The organism is Arthrobacter sp. NPDC056691 (assembly GCF_042791415.1).
Classification (GTDB): Bacteria; Actinomycetota; Actinomycetes; order Actinomycetales; family Micrococcaceae; genus Arthrobacter.
On record NZ_JBHTXX010000003.1, the window covers coordinates 121,440 to 138,925 of the forward strand.

The window sequence follows — 17,486 nt, forward strand, 5'->3', positions numbered from 1 at the left end:
GGGTGGGGTCATCACGGACACTAGGCACGGAACACACTATTGTCAACAATCTACTAAATGAGGAGTAAGGATGGAGAGTATCGTGCAGAGCGCGCCGGGGCCGGCGCTACGGACGGGGATTGGCATGGTCTGCCCCTTTGACATGGCCCTGGACAGGGAGCTGTGGCGCTGGATGCCGGAGGACGTTTCCCTCTACTTCACGCGGACGCCGTTCGTCGATGAGCCTGTAGGCCTGGAGTTGGCCGAGGACGTGAGCGACGACGGCGACATCCGGTCCGCCGCCCGGAACCTGAGCGCCGTGGGCCCGAAAGTCATGGCCTACGCATGCACGTCGGGCAGCTTCATCCACGGCGTGGCCGGTGCCCGGCATATTTCCAAGGTGATGGAGGCTGCCAGCGGTGCACAAGGCGTCAGTACGTCGGAGGCGCTGCTGGAGGCCCTCGAGTTCCTGGATGCCTCGCGCGTGGTGGTGGTAACGCCCTACGTCGCCGAGCTGACGGTCAGGCTGGGTGACTTCCTCGAGGAGGCGGGGCGCTCGGTGGTGGCGCAGGCCGGGCTGGGCCTGGGTGGCGGCATCTGGGAAGTGCCTTACCGAACCACCAGCGAGCTGATCAGGGCGGCGGATGTGCCGGAGGCCGATGTCATCTTCATCAGCTGCACCAACCTTCCCACGTACGACATCATTGCCCCACTGGAGGAAGAGCTGGGCAAGCCGGTGCTGTCAGCCAACCAGGTCACCGCCTGGGCTTCCCTGCGGCGTGTAGGCAAGCTGGCGGTGGGTCCGGGGCAGCGGCTCCTGGCGCGGTAAGCGCACCGCGGCCGCGCGCCCCCATGGATGGGGGTGCTGTGGAAAGACGTGCCGGCCCCTCCGGCATCGTTGCCGGAGGGGCCCGCCTTCCTGCTGTGGCGTTGGGATCAGGCCCCGGCGGGAACGCCGGCCGTCTGCCGGAACAAGAGCCCCAGGGCCTCGCACGGGCGCAGGGCGCCGGCCAGTCGCAGGCCCTGCCACACCGTGACCTGGTTGGCGGTGAGAACAGGCTTGCCGAGGACGTCCTCGAGTTCGTTTATCCAGCGGGCGCTGTGCAGCGCGGTATCCGGGATCAGGATGGCCTGGGCCGCAGGGCTGTCGTTGCTGCGCGCCAGGTCCAGCACTCCGGCCTGGTCCAGTTCGCCGGCCAGGGCTGCCGTGGGGATGTCGTGGCTGACCAGCTGGGTCACCTCTATGCCGCCGTGCCCCAGCAGGGTGGCGAAGTGGCGTGAGACATCCTCAGGGTAGGTGGCGGCCACGGCCACGCGCTCCAGCCCCAGCGCGCGGGCGGCGTCCACGAACGCGAGGGACGTGGACGAGACGGGAACCCCCAGCGCCTCCTGTACCTCGAAGGCCTGCTGGTGCGCTCCGTCCCAGCCGAAGACGAAGCTGCCGGACGTGCAGGCCCACATCACGGCGTCGGGCAGGGTGGCGCGCAGGGATTCCGCGCCTTCGAGGAGCCTTTCGCTCTTGCCGAGGTCCAGCAGTGCCTGCACCTCGTGTGCATCCACGCCCACGGAGGTGTGGACGAGCGGCAGGCTGACGCCTCTGCCCAGGAGTTCTTCCATGTACGGGTAATCGTCCTCGGCTCCGAAGCCGGGGTAGAGCATGCCAACGGTGACTTCCATAAATTCTCCTCTGCAGTGCCGCGGACCCTCCCCGCGGATTGTGGACAATCATACGAACTGCCAACCGCAAAAGATAGAGACGTAGGATTGTTGACAATAAGACGACGCGGCACATAGCCTGATCGCAGTGTTATCTGCACCACACGAGGGACGGCATGCGACGGACAGGGAGATTTGCACGTGATCGATGCACTGGAATGGGCCACCGCCACGGAACTGGTGGCCGCCTACCGCGCCGGCGAGGTGTCGCCCGTGGAGGCCACAGTTGCGGCGCTGGACTCGATCGACCGGCACGACAAGGACGTCAATGCCTTCTGCCTCGTCGAGCCAGAAGCGGCGCTGCAGGCGGCCCGGGAGTCAGAGGCCCGCTGGCGCCGGAATGAGCCACGGGGCCTGGCGGATGGCGTGCCGACCTCCATCAAAGACCTGATCCTGACCAAGGACTGGCCCACCCTGCGCGGGTCCCGGCTTACTTCACCCAACGCCGAGTGGACGGAGGACGCGCCCGCTGTCGCACGGCTGCGGGAGAACGGCGCCGTCCTGCTGGGCAAGGTCACCAGCCCCGAATTCGGTTGGAAGGGGGTCACGGACAGCCCGCGGTGCGGCATCACCCGGAATCCCTGGGACCTGTCCCGCACTTCCGGCGGTTCCAGCGGCGGCAGTGCCGCCGCGGTCGCTCAGGGGATGGGCCCGTGGTCCGTGGGGACCGACGGCGGCGGCTCCATCCGCATCCCCGCCGGCTTTACCGGCGTCGTGGGTTTCAAACCCACCTACGGAACAGTTCCGCTGTACCCGGCCAGTCCCTTCGGTACGCTTGCGCACGCCGGTCCCATCACGCGCAGCGTGGAGGATGCGGCGCTGATGATGGATATCCTGTCGCAGCCCGATGCCCGCGACTGGTCCGCCGGGCCGGCCCCAAGGGGCTCGTTCCTGGATGCCGTCGGCGAAGGGCTCCGCGGGTGCAGGATCGCCTTCAGTCCCGACCTTGGCTACGGCAGTAATGATCCCGACGTCGACGCCGCCGTCCGCAACGCGGTGCAGGTGCTGCGCGGGCTCGTTGCCGAGGTGGAGGAGATCGACCTCGGCTGGTCCGATCCCGTTGACGCGTACCACGTGCTGTGGTTCAGCGGCGCCGCCAAAGTGGTGGAGGGCTATGGCCCGGGCGCCACCGAGCAGATCGATCCGCTGCTCGCGGCGGCGCTGGAGCGTCACGCCGGATTTAGCGCCGGCGATTTCCTGGACGCCACCGCGGTGCGAATGAAGCTGGGCCGGGAGATGGGGCTGCTGCACGAGCGTTATGACCTCCTGGTGACGCCCACCCTGCCCATCCCCGCCTTTGAAGCGGGACGCGATGTGCCGGAAGGCTCGGCGTCGCAGGACTGGACGTCCTGGACGCCCTACACCTACCCCTTCAACCTCACCCAGCAGCCCGCTGTCAGCGTTCCCTGCGGTTTCACCGCAGACGGCCTGCCCATGGGGCTGCAGTTCGTGGGGCCGCGCCACGGAGACGCGCGCGTGCTTTCCGCGGCTGCTGCCTACCAGAATGCCAGCGACTGGCACCACTACCGTCCCACCAGCAAGGCGGCATTGTCCGCCCCCACCAGGAGATAAGGAACAGCATGGCCCGGTACATCAACATCACCCTCGAAAAGCGCGGCGTGACCTGCAAGGCGCTCCTTCACGACGACGTGGCACCCCGCACGGCGAAGGCCGTCTGGGATGCCCTGCCCCTCAGCAGCCAGGTCTTCCATGGCAAGTACGCCCGCAACGAGATCTACAACCTCGTGCCCGCGTTCGCCCTGGCCGAGCCCGGCGCGGAAAACACCACCGTGACGCCGATCCCCGGCGACGTCTGCTACTTCACTTTCACCTCGAACGATCTCAAGACCCCGTCCCACGGCTACGAGCAGGACTCCGAAACGGACGCCGTCCAGACCATCGTGGACCTGGCCGTGTTCTACGGCCGGAACAACCTGCTCCTGAACGGCGACACCGGATGGGTGCCCGGCAACGTCTTCGCCACCATTGTTGAGGGGCTCGACGAGATGGCAGCCGCCTGCCAGGACATCTGGATGGGCGGCGCCCGGGACGAGACCCTGACCTACTCGCGGGCCGTGGACACGGAGGGCTGACGCCGGGGCCTGGTGCGGAGGGTCGGGCCGCCGTTGAGGGGGCCCGGCACCCTTCCGGGTCCGAATGCCGGACTCTTCGAAATGTTCTTGGACGGCGCTCCGGCCAATCCTGTAGGATTGTAGACAGTTTTACCCCGGCCCTCGGGCCGGACATGAATGACGGGTCAGGTTGCGTGCCCGAGGGCCCGCAGGCTGACCCCTGAGCGGAAATGTGGTCCCCGATGCAGAGGTTTGAGCCCGTGGTGCGCGAATCCACGCCATCAATCATTGCCGGCAAGTTGCGCACTGCGATCGGACGCGGCCAGATTCCGCCCGGCGCCCAGCTTGGCGAGGCCGAACTGGCCAAGGAGCTCGGCGTGAGCCGCGGACCGCTCCGCGAGGCCATGCAGCGCCTCACCCAGGAGGGCCTGCTCATCAGCATCCGCAACCGCGGGCTCTTCGTCATCACCATGACCAACGAGGAAGTCCGCGACATGTACGTGGCCCGCACCGCCGTCGAGCGTGCCGCGTCCGAACTCATCCTGCAGCAGGACGGCAAGGATGTTGCGGCGAAGCTGCTGCAGGTGGTCAAGGCCATGAAGAAGGCCGCGGACAAGGGCGACCTCGATGCGATGTCCGAGGCGGACATGGAGTACCACGCCACCCTTGTGGCGGCTGCCGAGAGCACCAGGCTCAAGCGGATGCACAACACGCTCCTGACCGAGACCCGGATGTGCCTGACAGCGTTGGAGAAGAAGTACCCTGACCCGCATACGCGCGTTGCCGAACACCACGCCATCGCCGAGGCGTTGGGGGAGGGCGACGTCGAGCGGGTGGGAAAGCTGCTGATCAGCCACATGGAGGACGCCCTGGAACGCCTGACCGGCGGGGGCGAGACAACCCAGCAGGAAACCCAGGCGGCGTCGGCCTAGGTCCGATGCCACTGCACTAACGCAAGAACAACGGGAAAGGCTGGCTGCAGATGCAGCCAGCCTTTCCCGTTTGTCCGGGGCCCTGGTGTAGTGGGACGCCGTTAGCCGGTGCCGTGCCGCAGGCACATGAGGGCGTAGGCCCGGGCCGCCGCGACGATCTCGGCGATGCTGACCGACTCGTTGACCTGGTGGGCCTGGTCGTTCAGCCCACCGGGGCCCATGACGATCGCCGGCACCCCGAGGTCGCGGGCCACGAAGCCGCCGTCGCAGGCCGCGGTCCAGCCGGTGATGGCGCTGCTCACGCCGGCGTCGGCCAACGCTGCCACGGCATTGGCCACGAGCGGATGGGACGCCGGCGTGCGGAACCCCGGCATTTCCATGGTCACGGATGCCTCCACGGAGATGCCGCCGGAGTCGATGCCGGCCTCGCTGATCTGCGCCAGGAGCTTGTCCAGGATCTGCTGTGCGTTGTCGTCGGGCATGAGCCTCCGGTCCAGCGAAACGGTGCATTCGGCAGCCACCATGGACGTGCCCGTGCCGCCGCGGATGAGGCCGATGTTCCAGGTGCCGGCGCCGAGCAGCGGGTCCTGGTCTGACTGGAGCCGGGCGTGGTCGTCGCGGACCAGGGACAGGATCCTCGCCGCGGCGTCAATGGCGTTGCGGCCGTCGGCAGGCCGGCCCGAATGGGCTGACTTGCCGGTGACTTTGAGCTCGATGTAACTGTCCCCGCGGCAGCCGATCACGGTCTCGAGGTCCGTTGGCTCGGCCACCACACACGCGGAGTAGGAGAAGGACGGATCGGCCAGGGCTGCGGCGGTATAGGCTCTGATGCCGGTGCCCAGGTCCTCCTCGTCCACTGTGCACGCCAGCGCCGCGTTGAACGGCAGCTGCACGCCGGCATCCCGCAGCGCCTTCAGGGCGATGAGGACGGCGGCGAGGCCGCCCTTCATGTCAGTGGAACCGCGGCCAAAGAGCCGGCCGTCCCGGACATAGGGCTCAAACGGGGGCCGCTCCCAGCCGGTGCCGGCGGGAACAACATCCGAGTGCCCCAGGAACAGGATCCCCGGCTGAATCCCGCCTTGCTGGACTCCGCCCGGCTGGACTCTGCCCGGGAGGACACCAGGGAGGACGGCCGGGAGGACGGCCGTGAAGTTCGGCCGCCCCGGGGCGACAGTGTCCGTGGAAACCTCAAGCCCCGCCCCGATGCAGAAGGCCTTCAGGACCTCGACCGTTGCCTCCTCGGTGCCGCCGGGGTTCTCGCCGCCGGCGGCCACGAGGGCAGTGGTCAGCGAGACGAGTTCGTCCTCGCTGATCAGGCCCAGGACCTGCTCTTCAACCGGGCGGCTCAAGCCGGACCCCCAACCTTCAGCGCGGCCAGCTCGCGGTCCATCGCCCGGCGGAGGCGGATGATGCCTTCCTCGGCCCGTTCGGGAGTGGTGGACGCGAAGCAGAGCCGCAGGGCGTCGTCGAACTTTCCGCTGGCGGACAGCGCAGGGCCGGGGATGAAGGCCACGCCCTCGGCGAGGGCCGTCTCGAAGAGTTTCCGGGTGGAGATCCGTGCGTCCTCGCCCTGCAGGGTGAGCCAGAGGAAGAAGCCGCCTTCGGGATCGGTGGTGGTGATCCTGTCCCCAAGGTGGCGGCGCAGGTTCTCCTGCATGGCGTCCTTGCGGCGCTTGTATTCGGTGCGCAGTCCTGCGAGGTGGCTGTCCAGGCCGCCACGGCGGATGAACTCGGCTACGAGGTGCTGGGCGGGCACGTTGGCGCACGTGTCCATCGCCTGCTTGGCGTTGATCACCAGCTGGCGCAGCGCCGGGTCCGTGTCCACCCAGCCCACGCGCAGGCCCGGGGCGAGGATCTTGGAGAACGTGCGGACCGAGAACAGCAGCGGATCGCCCGGGCTGAGGGCCTGCAGGGACGGCAGGTCCTCGCCCTCGAAGCGGAGCAGCCCGTAGGGGTCGTCGTCGATGATCACCGAGTTCCACTCGTGCGCCAGCTCCAGCAGCTGGTGGCGGCGGGGCAGCGAGAGAGTGACGCCGGCGGGGTTCTGGAAGTTGGGGATGGTGTAGATGGCCTTGGGCAGCCGGCCCGCGGCGGCGACCAGTTCGGGCAGGGCCTCCACGATGAGTCCGTGCTCGTCGGTGGGCGCCTCGAGCAGCTCGGCGCCGTAGCTCAGAGCCGTGGCGCTGCCGTTGGTGTAGGTGGGGCTTTCCACGACCACCAGGTCGCCGGGGTTGATGAAGATCTTGCAGGCAAGGTCCAGGCCCTGCATGCCGCCGGCGGTGATGGTGACGCGGTCCTCGCTGGTGGGGTCCGAGGTTCCGGCGAGGTAGTCCACCAGGGCCTTGAGCAGCACGGGCTCGCCCTCGGTGGCGCCATAGGTCAGGGAGCTGTGGTCCATGACCTTGGCGGCGATGTCGCGGAACTCCTCGAGCGGCACGGCCTCGTCCGCAGGGGAGCCCATGGCGAAGCGGACAATGTCGTGGGTCTGCGCCGCCAGCAGGGACGTGCTGGAGTCGATTACGGAACCGACGAGGCCGGCGGCGCGGTCTGCGAGGGGCAGGGTTGCGCGGGAGCGGGTGGCAAAGTGGTCAACAGTCATAGGCTTAGCTGCCTTTCTGGAGCAGTTCGCGGGGGAAGCTGGTAAAGGTTTCGACGCCGTCGGCGGTGACGCGGATGGACTCGGAAAGTTCGTAGCCGTAGCTGTCCATCCACATGCCGCCGATCACGTGGAAGGTCATGTTTTCCGCGAGGACGGATTCTTCCTCGGAGCGGATGGAGATGGTGCGCTCGCCCCAGTCGGGCGGATAGCCGACGCCAATCGAGTAGCCGATGCGGGACGGCTTTTCCAGGCCGTACTTGGCCAGCGTCCAGTTCCAGGCCCGGGCCAGCTCCCGGACGGGAACACCCGGCTGGACCTCGGTCAGCACGGCGTTGATGCCGTCAGCGACGGCGTCCGCAAGCTTGGCGAGGCGGTCCGGCTTCTGGCCCAGCGTCAGCGTGCGGGCCAGGGGAGTGTGGTACCGCTTGTACGCGCCGGCCAGTTCGATCACCACTGACTGCCCGGCTTCGAAGCGGTCCTCGCTCCAGGTCAGGTGCGGGGTGTCCGCGGCCTCTCCGGTGGGGAGCATCGGCACAATAGCCGGGTAGTCGCCGCCGATGCCGTCGGCACCCTGGATCTGCGCCTGGCTGATCGCCGCTGCCGCATCGCACTGGCGCACACCGACGTCGATCGTGTCCACTGCGGCCTGCATGGCAGCCATGCACACCTGCGCGGCGCCGCGCATCAGCTGGATTTCGGCGGGGGACTTAATGGACCGGACCCAGTTGACCAGCTCGAAGCTGTCCACCAGGGTCCATTCCGGGATGGCGTTGACCAGGGAGCGGTAGGCCTTGGGGGAGAAGAAGTGCGAATCCATTTCCAGGCCCACGCAACCCTTGGCGGCCGGGGCGATGAGGTAGCGCTCGCGGAGGGCGAAGGCCACCCAGTCGAAGGGGTGCACGTGCGGACGGTGGACGTACTGCTCGGGGTATCCCACAATGCAGTCCTCCGGCAGCCAGGTGGTGCGGAAGGCTCCGCCGGCGTCCATGGCGCGGGTGAACAGCAGCATGGGGCCGTCGGCCGGCACGAACACCAGCTGCGGTGTGTAGAAGGACCACGCGTTGTACCCGGTCAGGTAGTAGATATTGGCCGGGTCGGTCACGAGCAGGGCGGAAAGACCCTGCTTGGCCATGCGCATGCGGACACCGGCGAGCCGGGCGTCGTACTCCTCTTGGCTGAACAGCAAAAAGACACCTCCGATTGGGGATAGTAGATTGTTTGCAATTTATAGCCCATGTGGTGCGCCTCACACAAAACTACTGCATGCGGCGGATCTGCGCCGGGCTGGCTGATGGGTTGCGGTTGGATTGGGTCCGGGCGGGACGACGGTGGCCAGCCCGGCGACGGCGACTGTCGCCGCCGGGGTCATGGCCGTGTCAGCTGACGCTGACGTAGCCGCGTTCCTTGTTCACCACGTTGTTCAGCTGGCCGCCGGAGATCCAGCGCTCCAGGTTGTCCTGGAACTGCCGGGCGAGCGCATCGCGCCAGCCGATGACGTCGCCGCACATGTGCGCGGACATGTGGACGTTCTCCATGCCCCAGAAGGGATGCGATGCCGGAACGGGTTCCTCGCTGAACACGTCCAGGGAGGCGGCGGCGATCTGCCCGTTGCGCAGGGCCTGAATCAGGGCCTGTTCGTCCACCAGGGCGCCGCGCCCAACGTTGATGAGGTGGGCGGAGGGCTTCATGGCGGCAAGGACGCCGGCGTCCAGCATGTGCCGGGTCTGCTCCGTGAGCGGGGCGATCAGCACCACGTGGTCTGCCCGGCCCGCATGCTCGGCCAGGTCCGCGCTCTGATAGACGGTGCCGAAGTCCTCATCGTCCTGCCGGGCGGTGCGGCCCACGCCGCGGACCTCCATCCCCACGGCCCGCAGGAGCCGGGCGGTGGCGCGGCCAATGCCGCCGGTACCCACCACCAGGGCGCTCGAACCTTCGGTGCGGGTGAGCTCGCGGTGCTGCCACACGGACTGCTGCTGCAGTTTCTTGCTCAGGTGCAGCTGCTTGTCGTGGGCCAGGATGGAGGCCAGGACAAACTCGGCGATGGGGCGGTCGAACGTGCCGTGCGCGTTGGTGACCAGCACGCCGGAGTCGCGCAGCTCATCGAACATCATGGCGTCCACCCCCGCGGCCGCCACATGCGCCCACTTAAGCGAGTCGGCGTGCGGCCAGGCCTCCCGCAGGGCCGAAGAGAAGAAATCCCAGAGGAACAGGATGTCTGCGCCGCGGGCTGCATGGGGGAGCCCGGCGGCGTCGGTGACGGTGACGTCGGCCAGGGCTTCGATTTCGGCGAGGTTGTAGGGCCGGGGCTGGCCTTCGGTGGCGAGGATCACCACACGCGGCGGCTGGCTGTTTTCAGTGTTACTCACACCACAACCGTACCCCCATTGCAGGATTGTTGACAATAGACAGATGTGGCCCGCATCATGGTTGGCATGACTTCCCTCAGCCCCGCACTCAAGCAAGCAACCCCCGTCGTCGTGGAACACGCCCTTGGCAGCTGGATCCACGGGACGGACGGCAAGGACTACCTCGACTTCACCACCGGCATCGGCGTGACCAGCACCGGCCACTGCCACCCGACGGTGGTGGCGGCCGCCCGCGAGCAGGTGGGCAAGATCATCCACGCGCAGTACACCACCGTGATGCACAAGCCACTGCTGGAACTGACCGAAAAGCTCGGCGAAGTCCTTCCTGCCGGCCTGGACTCAGTCTTCTACGCCAACTCCGGATCCGAGGCCGTTGAAGCCGCGATCCGCCTGGCCCGCATGGCCACCGGCCGCCCCAACATCGTCGTCTTCCAGGGCGGCTTCCACGGCCGCACCGTGGCCGCCGCGTCACTGACGACGGCCGGCACCAAGTTCTCCGCCGGCTTCTCCCCGCTGATGTCCGGCGTCCACATGTCCGCCTTCCCGTACGCCTACCGCTACGGCTGGGACGAGGCCCTTGCCGTGGAGTTCGCGCTGCAGGAGCTTGACTACCTGCTGCAGACCCGCACCGCCCCCAACGACACTGCCGCGTTCCTGATCGAACCCGCGCTGGGCGACGGCGGCTACCTGCCCACCCCGCCGGCTTTCATGGAGGGCCTGCGCGAACGCGCGGACAAGTACGGCATCCAGCTGATCTTCGACGAGGTCCAGGCCGGCGTGGGCCGCACCGGCAAGTTCTGGGGCCACCAGTACTCCGCCGCAACCCCGGACATCATCGTCACCGCCAAGGGCATCGCCTCCGGCTTCCCGATTTCCGCGATCGCCGCCTCCACCGAAACCATGTCCAAGGCCTGGCCAGGATCCCAGGGCGGCACCTACGGCGGCAACGCCGTGTCCGCTGCCGCCGGCGTGGCCACCCTCGAGGTGGTCCAGGAGGAGGGCCTCGTGGAGAACTCCCGCGTCCGCGGCGAGCAGCTGCAAGCGGGCCTGAAGGAGATCCAGGAGCGCTTCCCGGTGATCGGGGACGTCCGCGGCCGCGGCCTCATGCAGGGTATCGAATTCACCGGCGAGGACGGCAAGTCGGACGCCACCACGGCCGCCGCGATCCAGCAGGCCACCACGGAGCAGGGCCTGCTGACCCTGACCTGCGGCCCGGCCGGCAACGTGGTCCGCCTGATCCCGGCCCTGGTGGTTACGGCCGAGGAGATCGCCACCGGCCTGGAGCGCTTCGAGGCAGCGGTCGGCGCCGTCGTCGGAGCCGTCCCCGCAACCGCCGGAGCCTGAGCCTCTCAATGACTGACGCTTCGCTGCCTCTCACCCCGCCGGCCCCGGCCGCCCCGCCGACCGCCGCAGCACCGGCCGGGACTACGCTGACCGACATGAAGCAACCTGACGCTACCCCCGCAACGGACGCCGCCGCCGTCGTGCCTTCCACCGTGCCAAACCCGCAGCAGCAGGCGGTGCTGGAGCGGCTGTCCGCAGCCGGGATCAGCGCCGATGCTTCGCCGCGGCGGCTGGCCGAGTACTCCTACGACGCGTCCAACTACCGGGTGCCTCCGCTGGCCGTGGTGTTCCCCCGGTCAACGGAGGACGTGGTGGCAGTGCTGGCGGCGTGCCGGGAAACCAGGACACCGCTGGTCAGCCGCGGCGGCGGCACGTCCATGGCGGGCAACGCGATCGGGCCCGGCGTGGTGCTGGACTTCTCCCGGCATATGAACCGGATCCACGGGATCGACGAGGCGGCCGGCACCGTGGCCGTGGACCCGGGCGTGGTGCTCGCCGTCCTGTCCCGCGAGGTGGAACAGGCCACCGGCAACCGGTTCACGTTCGCCCCGGACCCGTCGTCCAAGAACCGCGCCACAGTGGGAGGTTCGCTGGGCAACGACGCGTGCGGCAACCACTCCGTCCGCTACGGCCGCACCTCGGACCACGTGGTGGAGCTCGACGTCGTCACGTCCGACGGCGCCCGGCTCACCGCCACTGCCACCGGGCTGCGCGCCACGCGCCCGGAGGACACGGCCGCGGCGGCGCGCGCGGCGGCGCTGACCGACTCGCTGAAGGAGCTGGCCCACAGCAACCTGGCCGGTTTCCGCACGGAGCTGGGCCGGATCCAGCGGCAGGTTTCGGGTTACCACCTGGCCAACCTGCTGCCGGAGAAGGGGTACAACGTGGCCCGGGCCCTGGTGGGCTCGGAGGGCACCTGCGTGATCGTCACGGGTGCCCGGATGAAGCTGGTGCCCAAGCCGGCCAGCGCGCTGCTGGTGTGCCTGGGCTACGCGGACGTGGTGGACGCGGCGCGGGACATCAACACCATCCTGGAGTTCTCGCCGGCCGCCGTGGAGGGCATCGACCAGGCCATCGTGGACACCATGCGCTTCCGTCGCGGCGCGGGCGCGGTGCTCGGCCTGCCTGAAGGCAAGGCTTGGCTGTACGTGGACCTCGACGGCGACAACCCCGCCGAAGTCGAAGCCGAGGCTAACCGCCTGGTGGCCCGTCTTCAGGAGAACGGGCGCCTCATGGCCGGCCGCCCGGTCCCGGATGCCGCCGAGCGGGCCTCGCTGTGGCGCGTCCGCGAGGACGGCGCCGGGCTCTCGTCCCGGCTGTCCACCGGCGGCGAGTCCTGGCCCGGGTGGGAGGACTCCGCCGTCGCACCCGAAAACCTGGCCGACTACCTGTCCGATTTCCGCGAGCTGCTGGACCGCTTCGGCCTGCAGGGCGTCATGTACGGGCACTTCGGTGCCGGCTGCATGCACATCCGCATCACCTACGACCTGCGCACCGAGGACGGCCGGGAGGTCTTCCGGACGTTCTCCGGCGAGGCGGCCAGGCTGGTGGTCCGGCATGGCGGCTCTCTCTCCGGTGAGCACGGCGACGGCCGGGCCCGGTCCCAGCTGCTGCCGCTCATGTACTCGCCGCCCATGCTGGAGGCGTTCGCCGCCTACCGCCGCCTGTGGGACCCGGCCGGCATCCTGAACCCGGGCTCGCTCACGGACCCGGACCCGCTGGACGAGAACCTGGCGCTGGACGGCGTACCGCAGCGCGAGTGGCGCACCAGCTTCGACCTCCGGCCGCTGCACGGCGGCGGCGGATCGCCCGACGGCGGATCCACAACCGAGACGGACAACCCGGAGCACGCCGCCGGAAGCGGCATCGACCCCTGGATCCATGCCGTCCAGGGCTGCATCGGCGTGGGCCGGTGCCGAACCGACGCCGGCGGTGTGATGTGCCCCAGCTACCGAGCCACCGGCGACGAGAAGGACTCCACCCGCGGCCGTTCCCGCGTGCTGCAGGACATGGTCCGCGGCGCCCGCACCGTGGAGGAGGGCTGGAAGTCCGAGGAGGTCCGCGAGGCCCTGGACCTCTGCCTCTCCTGCAAGGCCTGCTCCAGCGACTGCCCCACGGGCGTGGACATGGCCAGCTACAAATCCGAATTCTTCGACCACTACTACAGGGGCCGTATACGTCCGCTGTCGCACTTCTCGCTGGGGTGGCTGCCGCGCTGGCTCAAGATCACTGGCCGCGTTTCGCCGCTGGTCAACGCCGTCCTGGCCACCCCGCTCGGCAAGGTGGCGGCCCTGCTGGGCGGCCTCACCACCGAGCGCTCGCTGCCCCGGTTCGCCGGCGGCAATGAGTGGCGCAGGGAGGTTGCTGCGGCGGGCGTGGTGATGCCTGGTCAGAACGGACGCAAGGGGCGCAGCGTCAGGAAGCACGACGGCGGGACCGGTCCGGGTGCCCCCGGATCCGGTGCCTCCGGTGCCGCCGGAGCCGTCAAGACCGACGAGGGCGTCGTCCTGTTCGTGGACACGTTCACCAGGGGCTTCCGCCCCGAGGTGGCGGGCGCCGCGGCACGCGTGCTGACCGGCGCGGGGGAGCGGACCGAATGCTCGGCCGATGCCTGCTGCGGGCTGACCTGGATCTCCACCGGCCAGCTGGACACCGCCAAGAAGCTGCTGGGCAACGCTGCCGAGGTGCTGGACGACGGCACCGATAGGCCCATCGTGGTGGTGGAACCCAGCTGCGCGGCCGCGCTCCGCAAGGACCTGCCCGAGCTGGTCCACACGGACCAGGCCAAGCGTGTGGCGGCCCGGGTGCGCAGCTTCGCCGCGCACGTGGACCAGTTGGCGCGCGGAGGCTGGACCCCCGCCCCGGCGGAACCGCTGCCGGAACAGGTGGTGCTGCAGACGCACTGCCACGAGTACTCCGTCTTCGGCGCCGGAACCCAGAAGGCCGCGCTGGCCGCCGTCGGAATTAGGGACGTCACGGACGCCTCCGGGTGCTGCGGCGTGGCAGGCAACTTCGGCTTCGAGAAGGAGCATTACGAGGTGAGCATGCAGGTGGCCGAGCAGGCGCTCGCACCGGCGCTGCGCAACACGGACAGCGACTCGGTGGTGCTCACCGACGGCTTCTCCTGCGCCATGCAGGTCAAACAGCTCGACACCGGGCGCGCCGGACGCCACCTGGCCCAGCTGCTCGATCCCGGCTCCGGCAATCCCCGGTCCAACGATCCCGGCACTTAGACCAACCCCGGCCGCCCCGCGGCGCCCCGCGAACTTCCGAATACCAACCGAAAAGGATTCCGACCATGACCACCCAGACCTCCACCTACCGCACCTCGCAGAAGGCGCTCGACGCGATCGCCAAGGTCAGCACCGGCCTGTTCATCGACGGCGAGTGGGCGGACGCAGCCTCCGGCAACCGGTTCGACGTCGTCAATCCCGCCACCGAGGAGGTCATCGCCACGGTGGCCGACGGCGGACCGGAGGACGCCCGGCGCGCCATCGAATCCGCCGGCCGCGTGCAGAAGGAGTGGGCCGGGACGTCACCGCGGGAGCGGAGCGAAATCCTGCGCCGCGCCTACGACCTGATCATGGCCCGCCAGGACGAACTCGCGCTCATCATGACCACCGAAATGGGCAAGCCGTTCGCCGAGGCCAAGGGTGAGGTGGCCTACGCGGCCGAGTTCTTCCGCTGGTTCTCCGAGGAGGCCGTGCGCATCGGCGGCGACCTCACCACCACCGGGGACGGCAAGAACCGCATCCTGGTGTCCAAGGAGCCGGTAGGCCCGTGCGTGCTGGTCACGCCGTGGAACTTCCCGTTGGCCATGGGCACCCGCAAGATCGGCCCGGCCATCGCCGCCGGATGCACCATGGTGTTCAAACCGGCCAACCTCACCCCGCTGTCCTCGCTGGCACTGGTGGACATCTTGGTGGAGGCCGGCCTGCCCAAGGGCGTGCTCAACGTCGTCTGCACCACCAAGGCGTCGGACGTGGTGTCGCCCTGGATGGCCAGCGGCATTGCCCGCAAGGTCAGTTTCACCGGGTCCACCGAGGTGGGCGTCCGGCTGCTGCAGCAGGCGTCGCAGCACGTGATGCGCTCCTCGATGGAACTGGGCGGCAACGCGCCGTTCATCGTGTTCGAGGACGCGGACTTGGACCGCGCCGTGGAAGGCGCCGTGGCCGCGAAGATGCGGAACATGGGCGAGGCCTGCACGGCAGCCAACCGGCTGTTTGTCCAGCGCCCCATTGCCGACGAATTCGCGCGCCGGCTGGCCGCCCGCCTGGGCGCCCTTTCGGTGGGCGACGGCGCGGAGTCCGGGACCGACGTCGGGCCTCTCGTGGAGGAGAAGGCGCTCACCAAGGTGCAGGAGCTCGTGGACGACGCCGTGTCCAAGGGCGCCACGGTGGTGTGCGGCGGCTCCCGCCCGGACCGTCCGGGCTACTTCTACACGCCCACCGTGCTGTCCGGGGTCAACCCGGAGTCGGACCTGATGAGCCAGGAGATCTTCGGCCCGGTGGCCCCCGTGATTCCGTTCGACACCGAAGAGGAAGTCACGCGGCTGGCCAACGACACCCCGTGGGGGCTGGTGGGCTACCTGTTCACCCGGGACGTGGACCGCGGCTTCCGCATGGGCGACGCCCTCGAGGTGGGCATGGTGGGCCTGAACACCGGCATCGTGTCCAACCCGGCGGCACCGTTCGGCGGCGTCAAGGCCTCCGGCCTGGGCCGCGAAGGCGGGCGGCTGGGCATCGAGGAATTCCTCGAGACCAAGTACATGGCCGTACCGCGCGGCTGATCCCGGCGGCTGAACACCCAGGCGGCCACGCAATGACAACCTCTTTCCTGAAGGACGAACCAATGATGACCAGTCCCCAGCCCGTGCATGACGTGCACCCGGAACCCCTCACCGCGCCGGGCGCCGAGCCCTGCACCGCGGAGGGTAAGCGCACGCTCCACCGATCCATCCTGGGGTCCGCCCTGGGCAACGCCGTCGAGTGGTTCGACTACGGCGTGTACGGATACCTGACCATTTACATGGCCACCAACTTCTTCGGATCAAAGGAGGGCGACGGCGGCCTGGGAGTCACACTGACCCTCGCCACCCTGGCACTGTCCTTCCTGGTGCGGCCGCTGGGCGGCCTGATCCTCGGGCCGCTGGGTGACCGGGTGGGCCGGCAGAAAGTCATGGTGCTCACGGTGACGCTGATGACGCTGGCCACCGGTGCGATCGGCCTGCTGCCCACGCTGGACACGGTCGGTCTGCTTGCCCCGGTGCTGCTGCTGGTCTGCCGTCTGCTCCAGGGCTTCTCCGCCGGCGGCGAATACGGCGGCGCGGCGGTGTACATGGCGGAGTCCGCGCCGGACCGGCGCCGCGGCTTCCTCGGCTCGTTCCTGGAGTTCGGCACCACGGTCGGGTTCATGCTGGCTGCGATTGTGTGCACGTCGCTGATTGCCGTGGTGGGCGAGGCCGGGATGGCGGCGGGCTGGTGGCGGCTGCCCTTCCTGCTGACCATTCCGCTGGGCCTCACTGCACTGTGGATCCGGACCCGGCTGGTGGAGGCGCCGGTGTTCTCCGAGGCCTCGCAGCACCAGGAGACCACCAAGTCGCCACTGCGGCACGTGCTGAAGAACAACTGGCGGCAGCTGCTGGTCCTGGCCGGCTTTGTGGTGCTGCTGAACGTGGCGTTCTACCTGATCCTGGGCTACATGCCCACGTACCTCAGCGGCCAGCTGGGCCACAGCCCGGCGCAGGGCAACTGGATGCTGGTGGCCATCATGGCGCTGATGCTGGTGGCCATTCCGCCGGTGGGTGCACTGTCCGACCGTGTGGGCCGCAAGCCGCTGCTGCTGGTGGCCGCCGCCGGCTACGCGGTGTTTTCTGTGCCGGCCGTGATGCTGCTGGGCATGCCCAACCTGGTCCTGCAGTTCCTCGGCCTGGCAGTGCTGGGGCTCCTGCTGGTGGTCCTGGTGGCCTCGGTGTCCTCGACCCTCCCGGCGCTGTTCCCCACCGCGGTGCGGTACACGGGCTTCGCGATCGCCTACAACTTCTCCACGGCGTTCTTTGCCGGTCCGTCGCAGACGGTCGCCAACCAGCTGATCGAGAGCACCGGTAACCAGCTGGTGCCGGGCTGGTACATGGCCCTCGCCGGGGTGATCGGCCTGGTGAGCGTGCTGTGCATGCGGGAAACCGCGCAGGCGACGCTCCGTGGCGAGGAGCTTCCGGGCGTCCCCGGTTCCGCGGGCCTGCCAAAGCGCAGCCACGTGGAGCTGAACCGCCGGGACGCGGAGGCGCGGAGGGCGCGCGTCTAGGTCTCGCCGTCGTTGTCGGGTGAGGGCCCAACTGGGTAGCAGCAGATGGCGTTCCCAGCGCTGAGAACGCCATCTGCTGCTACCTAGTTGGGTTTCACAAAAATAAGATTCTGTACTCATATGAGAAATTATTCTTGTTTTAAGGCGGCGTGGCGCATAGGCTGGGAAGGAACCA

The 17,486-nt window shown here is 68.8% G+C and carries 13 protein-coding genes; 8 read left to right on the forward strand and 5 right to left on the reverse strand.

All coding sequences use genetic code 11. From position 1 onward, the window contains the following. Positions 1-70: 70 nt before the first annotated feature. Positions 71-808, forward strand: coding sequence for an Asp/Glu/hydantoin racemase (locus ACFRAU_RS04125; protein WP_377998915.1), 738 nt, complete (start codon positions 71-73; stop codon positions 806-808). Between the two features lie 107 nt (positions 809-915). On the opposite strand, the gene ACFRAU_RS04130 is transcribed toward ACFRAU_RS04125, so the two are convergent. Next, complete coding sequence (locus tag ACFRAU_RS04130; protein WP_377998916.1) at positions 916-1,656, reverse strand: maleate cis-trans isomerase; 741 nt, start codon at positions 1,654-1,656, stop codon at positions 916-918. Positions 1,657-1,836: 180 nt separating this feature from the next. On the opposite strand from ACFRAU_RS04130, the gene ACFRAU_RS04135 reads away from it, so the two are divergent. From ACFRAU_RS04135 to ACFRAU_RS04145, 3 genes are all read left to right on the forward strand, one after another. After that, positions 1,837-3,267: an amidase gene (locus ACFRAU_RS04135; protein WP_377998917.1), complete on the forward strand. Its 1,431-nt coding sequence runs from the start codon at positions 1,837-1,839 to the stop codon at positions 3,265-3,267. Between the two features lie 8 nt (positions 3,268-3,275). After that, positions 3,276-3,788, forward strand: a complete 513-nt coding sequence (locus ACFRAU_RS04140) for a DUF3830 family protein (RefSeq protein ID WP_377998918.1) — start codon at positions 3,276-3,278, stop codon at positions 3,786-3,788. Positions 3,789-4,009: 221 nt separating this feature from the next. After that, positions 4,010-4,699 carry a GntR family transcriptional regulator gene (locus ACFRAU_RS04145; RefSeq protein ID WP_377998919.1) on the forward strand — a complete coding sequence of 230 codons (690 nt, stop codon included), beginning with the start codon at positions 4,010-4,012 and terminating at the stop codon, positions 4,697-4,699. Between the two features lie 101 nt (positions 4,700-4,800). On the opposite strand, the gene ACFRAU_RS04150 is transcribed toward ACFRAU_RS04145, so the two are convergent. The 4 genes from ACFRAU_RS04150 to ACFRAU_RS04165 form a co-directional block, all read right to left on the reverse strand. Continuing rightward, positions 4,801-6,048: a M20 family metallopeptidase gene (locus tag ACFRAU_RS04150; RefSeq protein ID WP_377998920.1), complete on the reverse strand. Its 1,248-nt coding sequence runs from the start codon at positions 6,046-6,048 to the stop codon at positions 4,801-4,803. Then, positions 6,045-7,298, reverse strand: a complete 1,254-nt coding sequence (locus tag ACFRAU_RS04155) for a PLP-dependent aminotransferase family protein (RefSeq protein ID WP_377998921.1) — start codon at positions 7,296-7,298, stop codon at positions 6,045-6,047. The genes ACFRAU_RS04150 and ACFRAU_RS04155 overlap by 4 nt, the downstream gene beginning before the upstream one ends. 4 nt (positions 7,299-7,302) lie before the next feature. Next, entirely contained in the window at positions 7,303-8,484 is a 1,182-nt protein-coding gene (locus ACFRAU_RS04160) for a M24 family metallopeptidase (protein WP_377998922.1), read from the reverse strand. Positions 8,485-8,674: 190 nt separating this feature from the next. Further along, positions 8,675-9,664, reverse strand: coding sequence for a D-2-hydroxyacid dehydrogenase (locus ACFRAU_RS04165; protein WP_377998923.1), 990 nt, complete (start codon positions 9,662-9,664; stop codon positions 8,675-8,677). 66 nt (positions 9,665-9,730) lie between these two features. On the opposite strand from ACFRAU_RS04165, the gene ACFRAU_RS04170 reads away from it, so the two are divergent. From ACFRAU_RS04170 to ACFRAU_RS04185, 4 genes are all read left to right on the forward strand, one after another. Next, complete coding sequence (locus ACFRAU_RS04170; protein WP_377998924.1) at positions 9,731-11,008, forward strand: aspartate aminotransferase family protein; 1,278 nt, start codon at positions 9,731-9,733, stop codon at positions 11,006-11,008. 95 nt (positions 11,009-11,103) lie between these two features. Beyond that, positions 11,104-14,241, forward strand: coding sequence for an FAD-binding and (Fe-S)-binding domain-containing protein (locus ACFRAU_RS04175; protein ID WP_377999079.1), 3,138 nt, complete (start codon positions 11,104-11,106; stop codon positions 14,239-14,241). A gap of 65 nt (positions 14,242-14,306) precedes the next feature. Continuing rightward, positions 14,307-15,797, forward strand: a complete 1,491-nt coding sequence (locus ACFRAU_RS04180) for an NAD-dependent succinate-semialdehyde dehydrogenase (protein WP_377998925.1) — start codon at positions 14,307-14,309, stop codon at positions 15,795-15,797. Positions 15,798-15,859: 62 nt separating this feature from the next. After that, positions 15,860-17,311, forward strand: a complete 1,452-nt coding sequence (locus ACFRAU_RS04185; protein WP_377998926.1) for an MFS transporter — start codon at positions 15,860-15,862, stop codon at positions 17,309-17,311. Positions 17,312-17,486 lie beyond the last annotated feature (175 nt).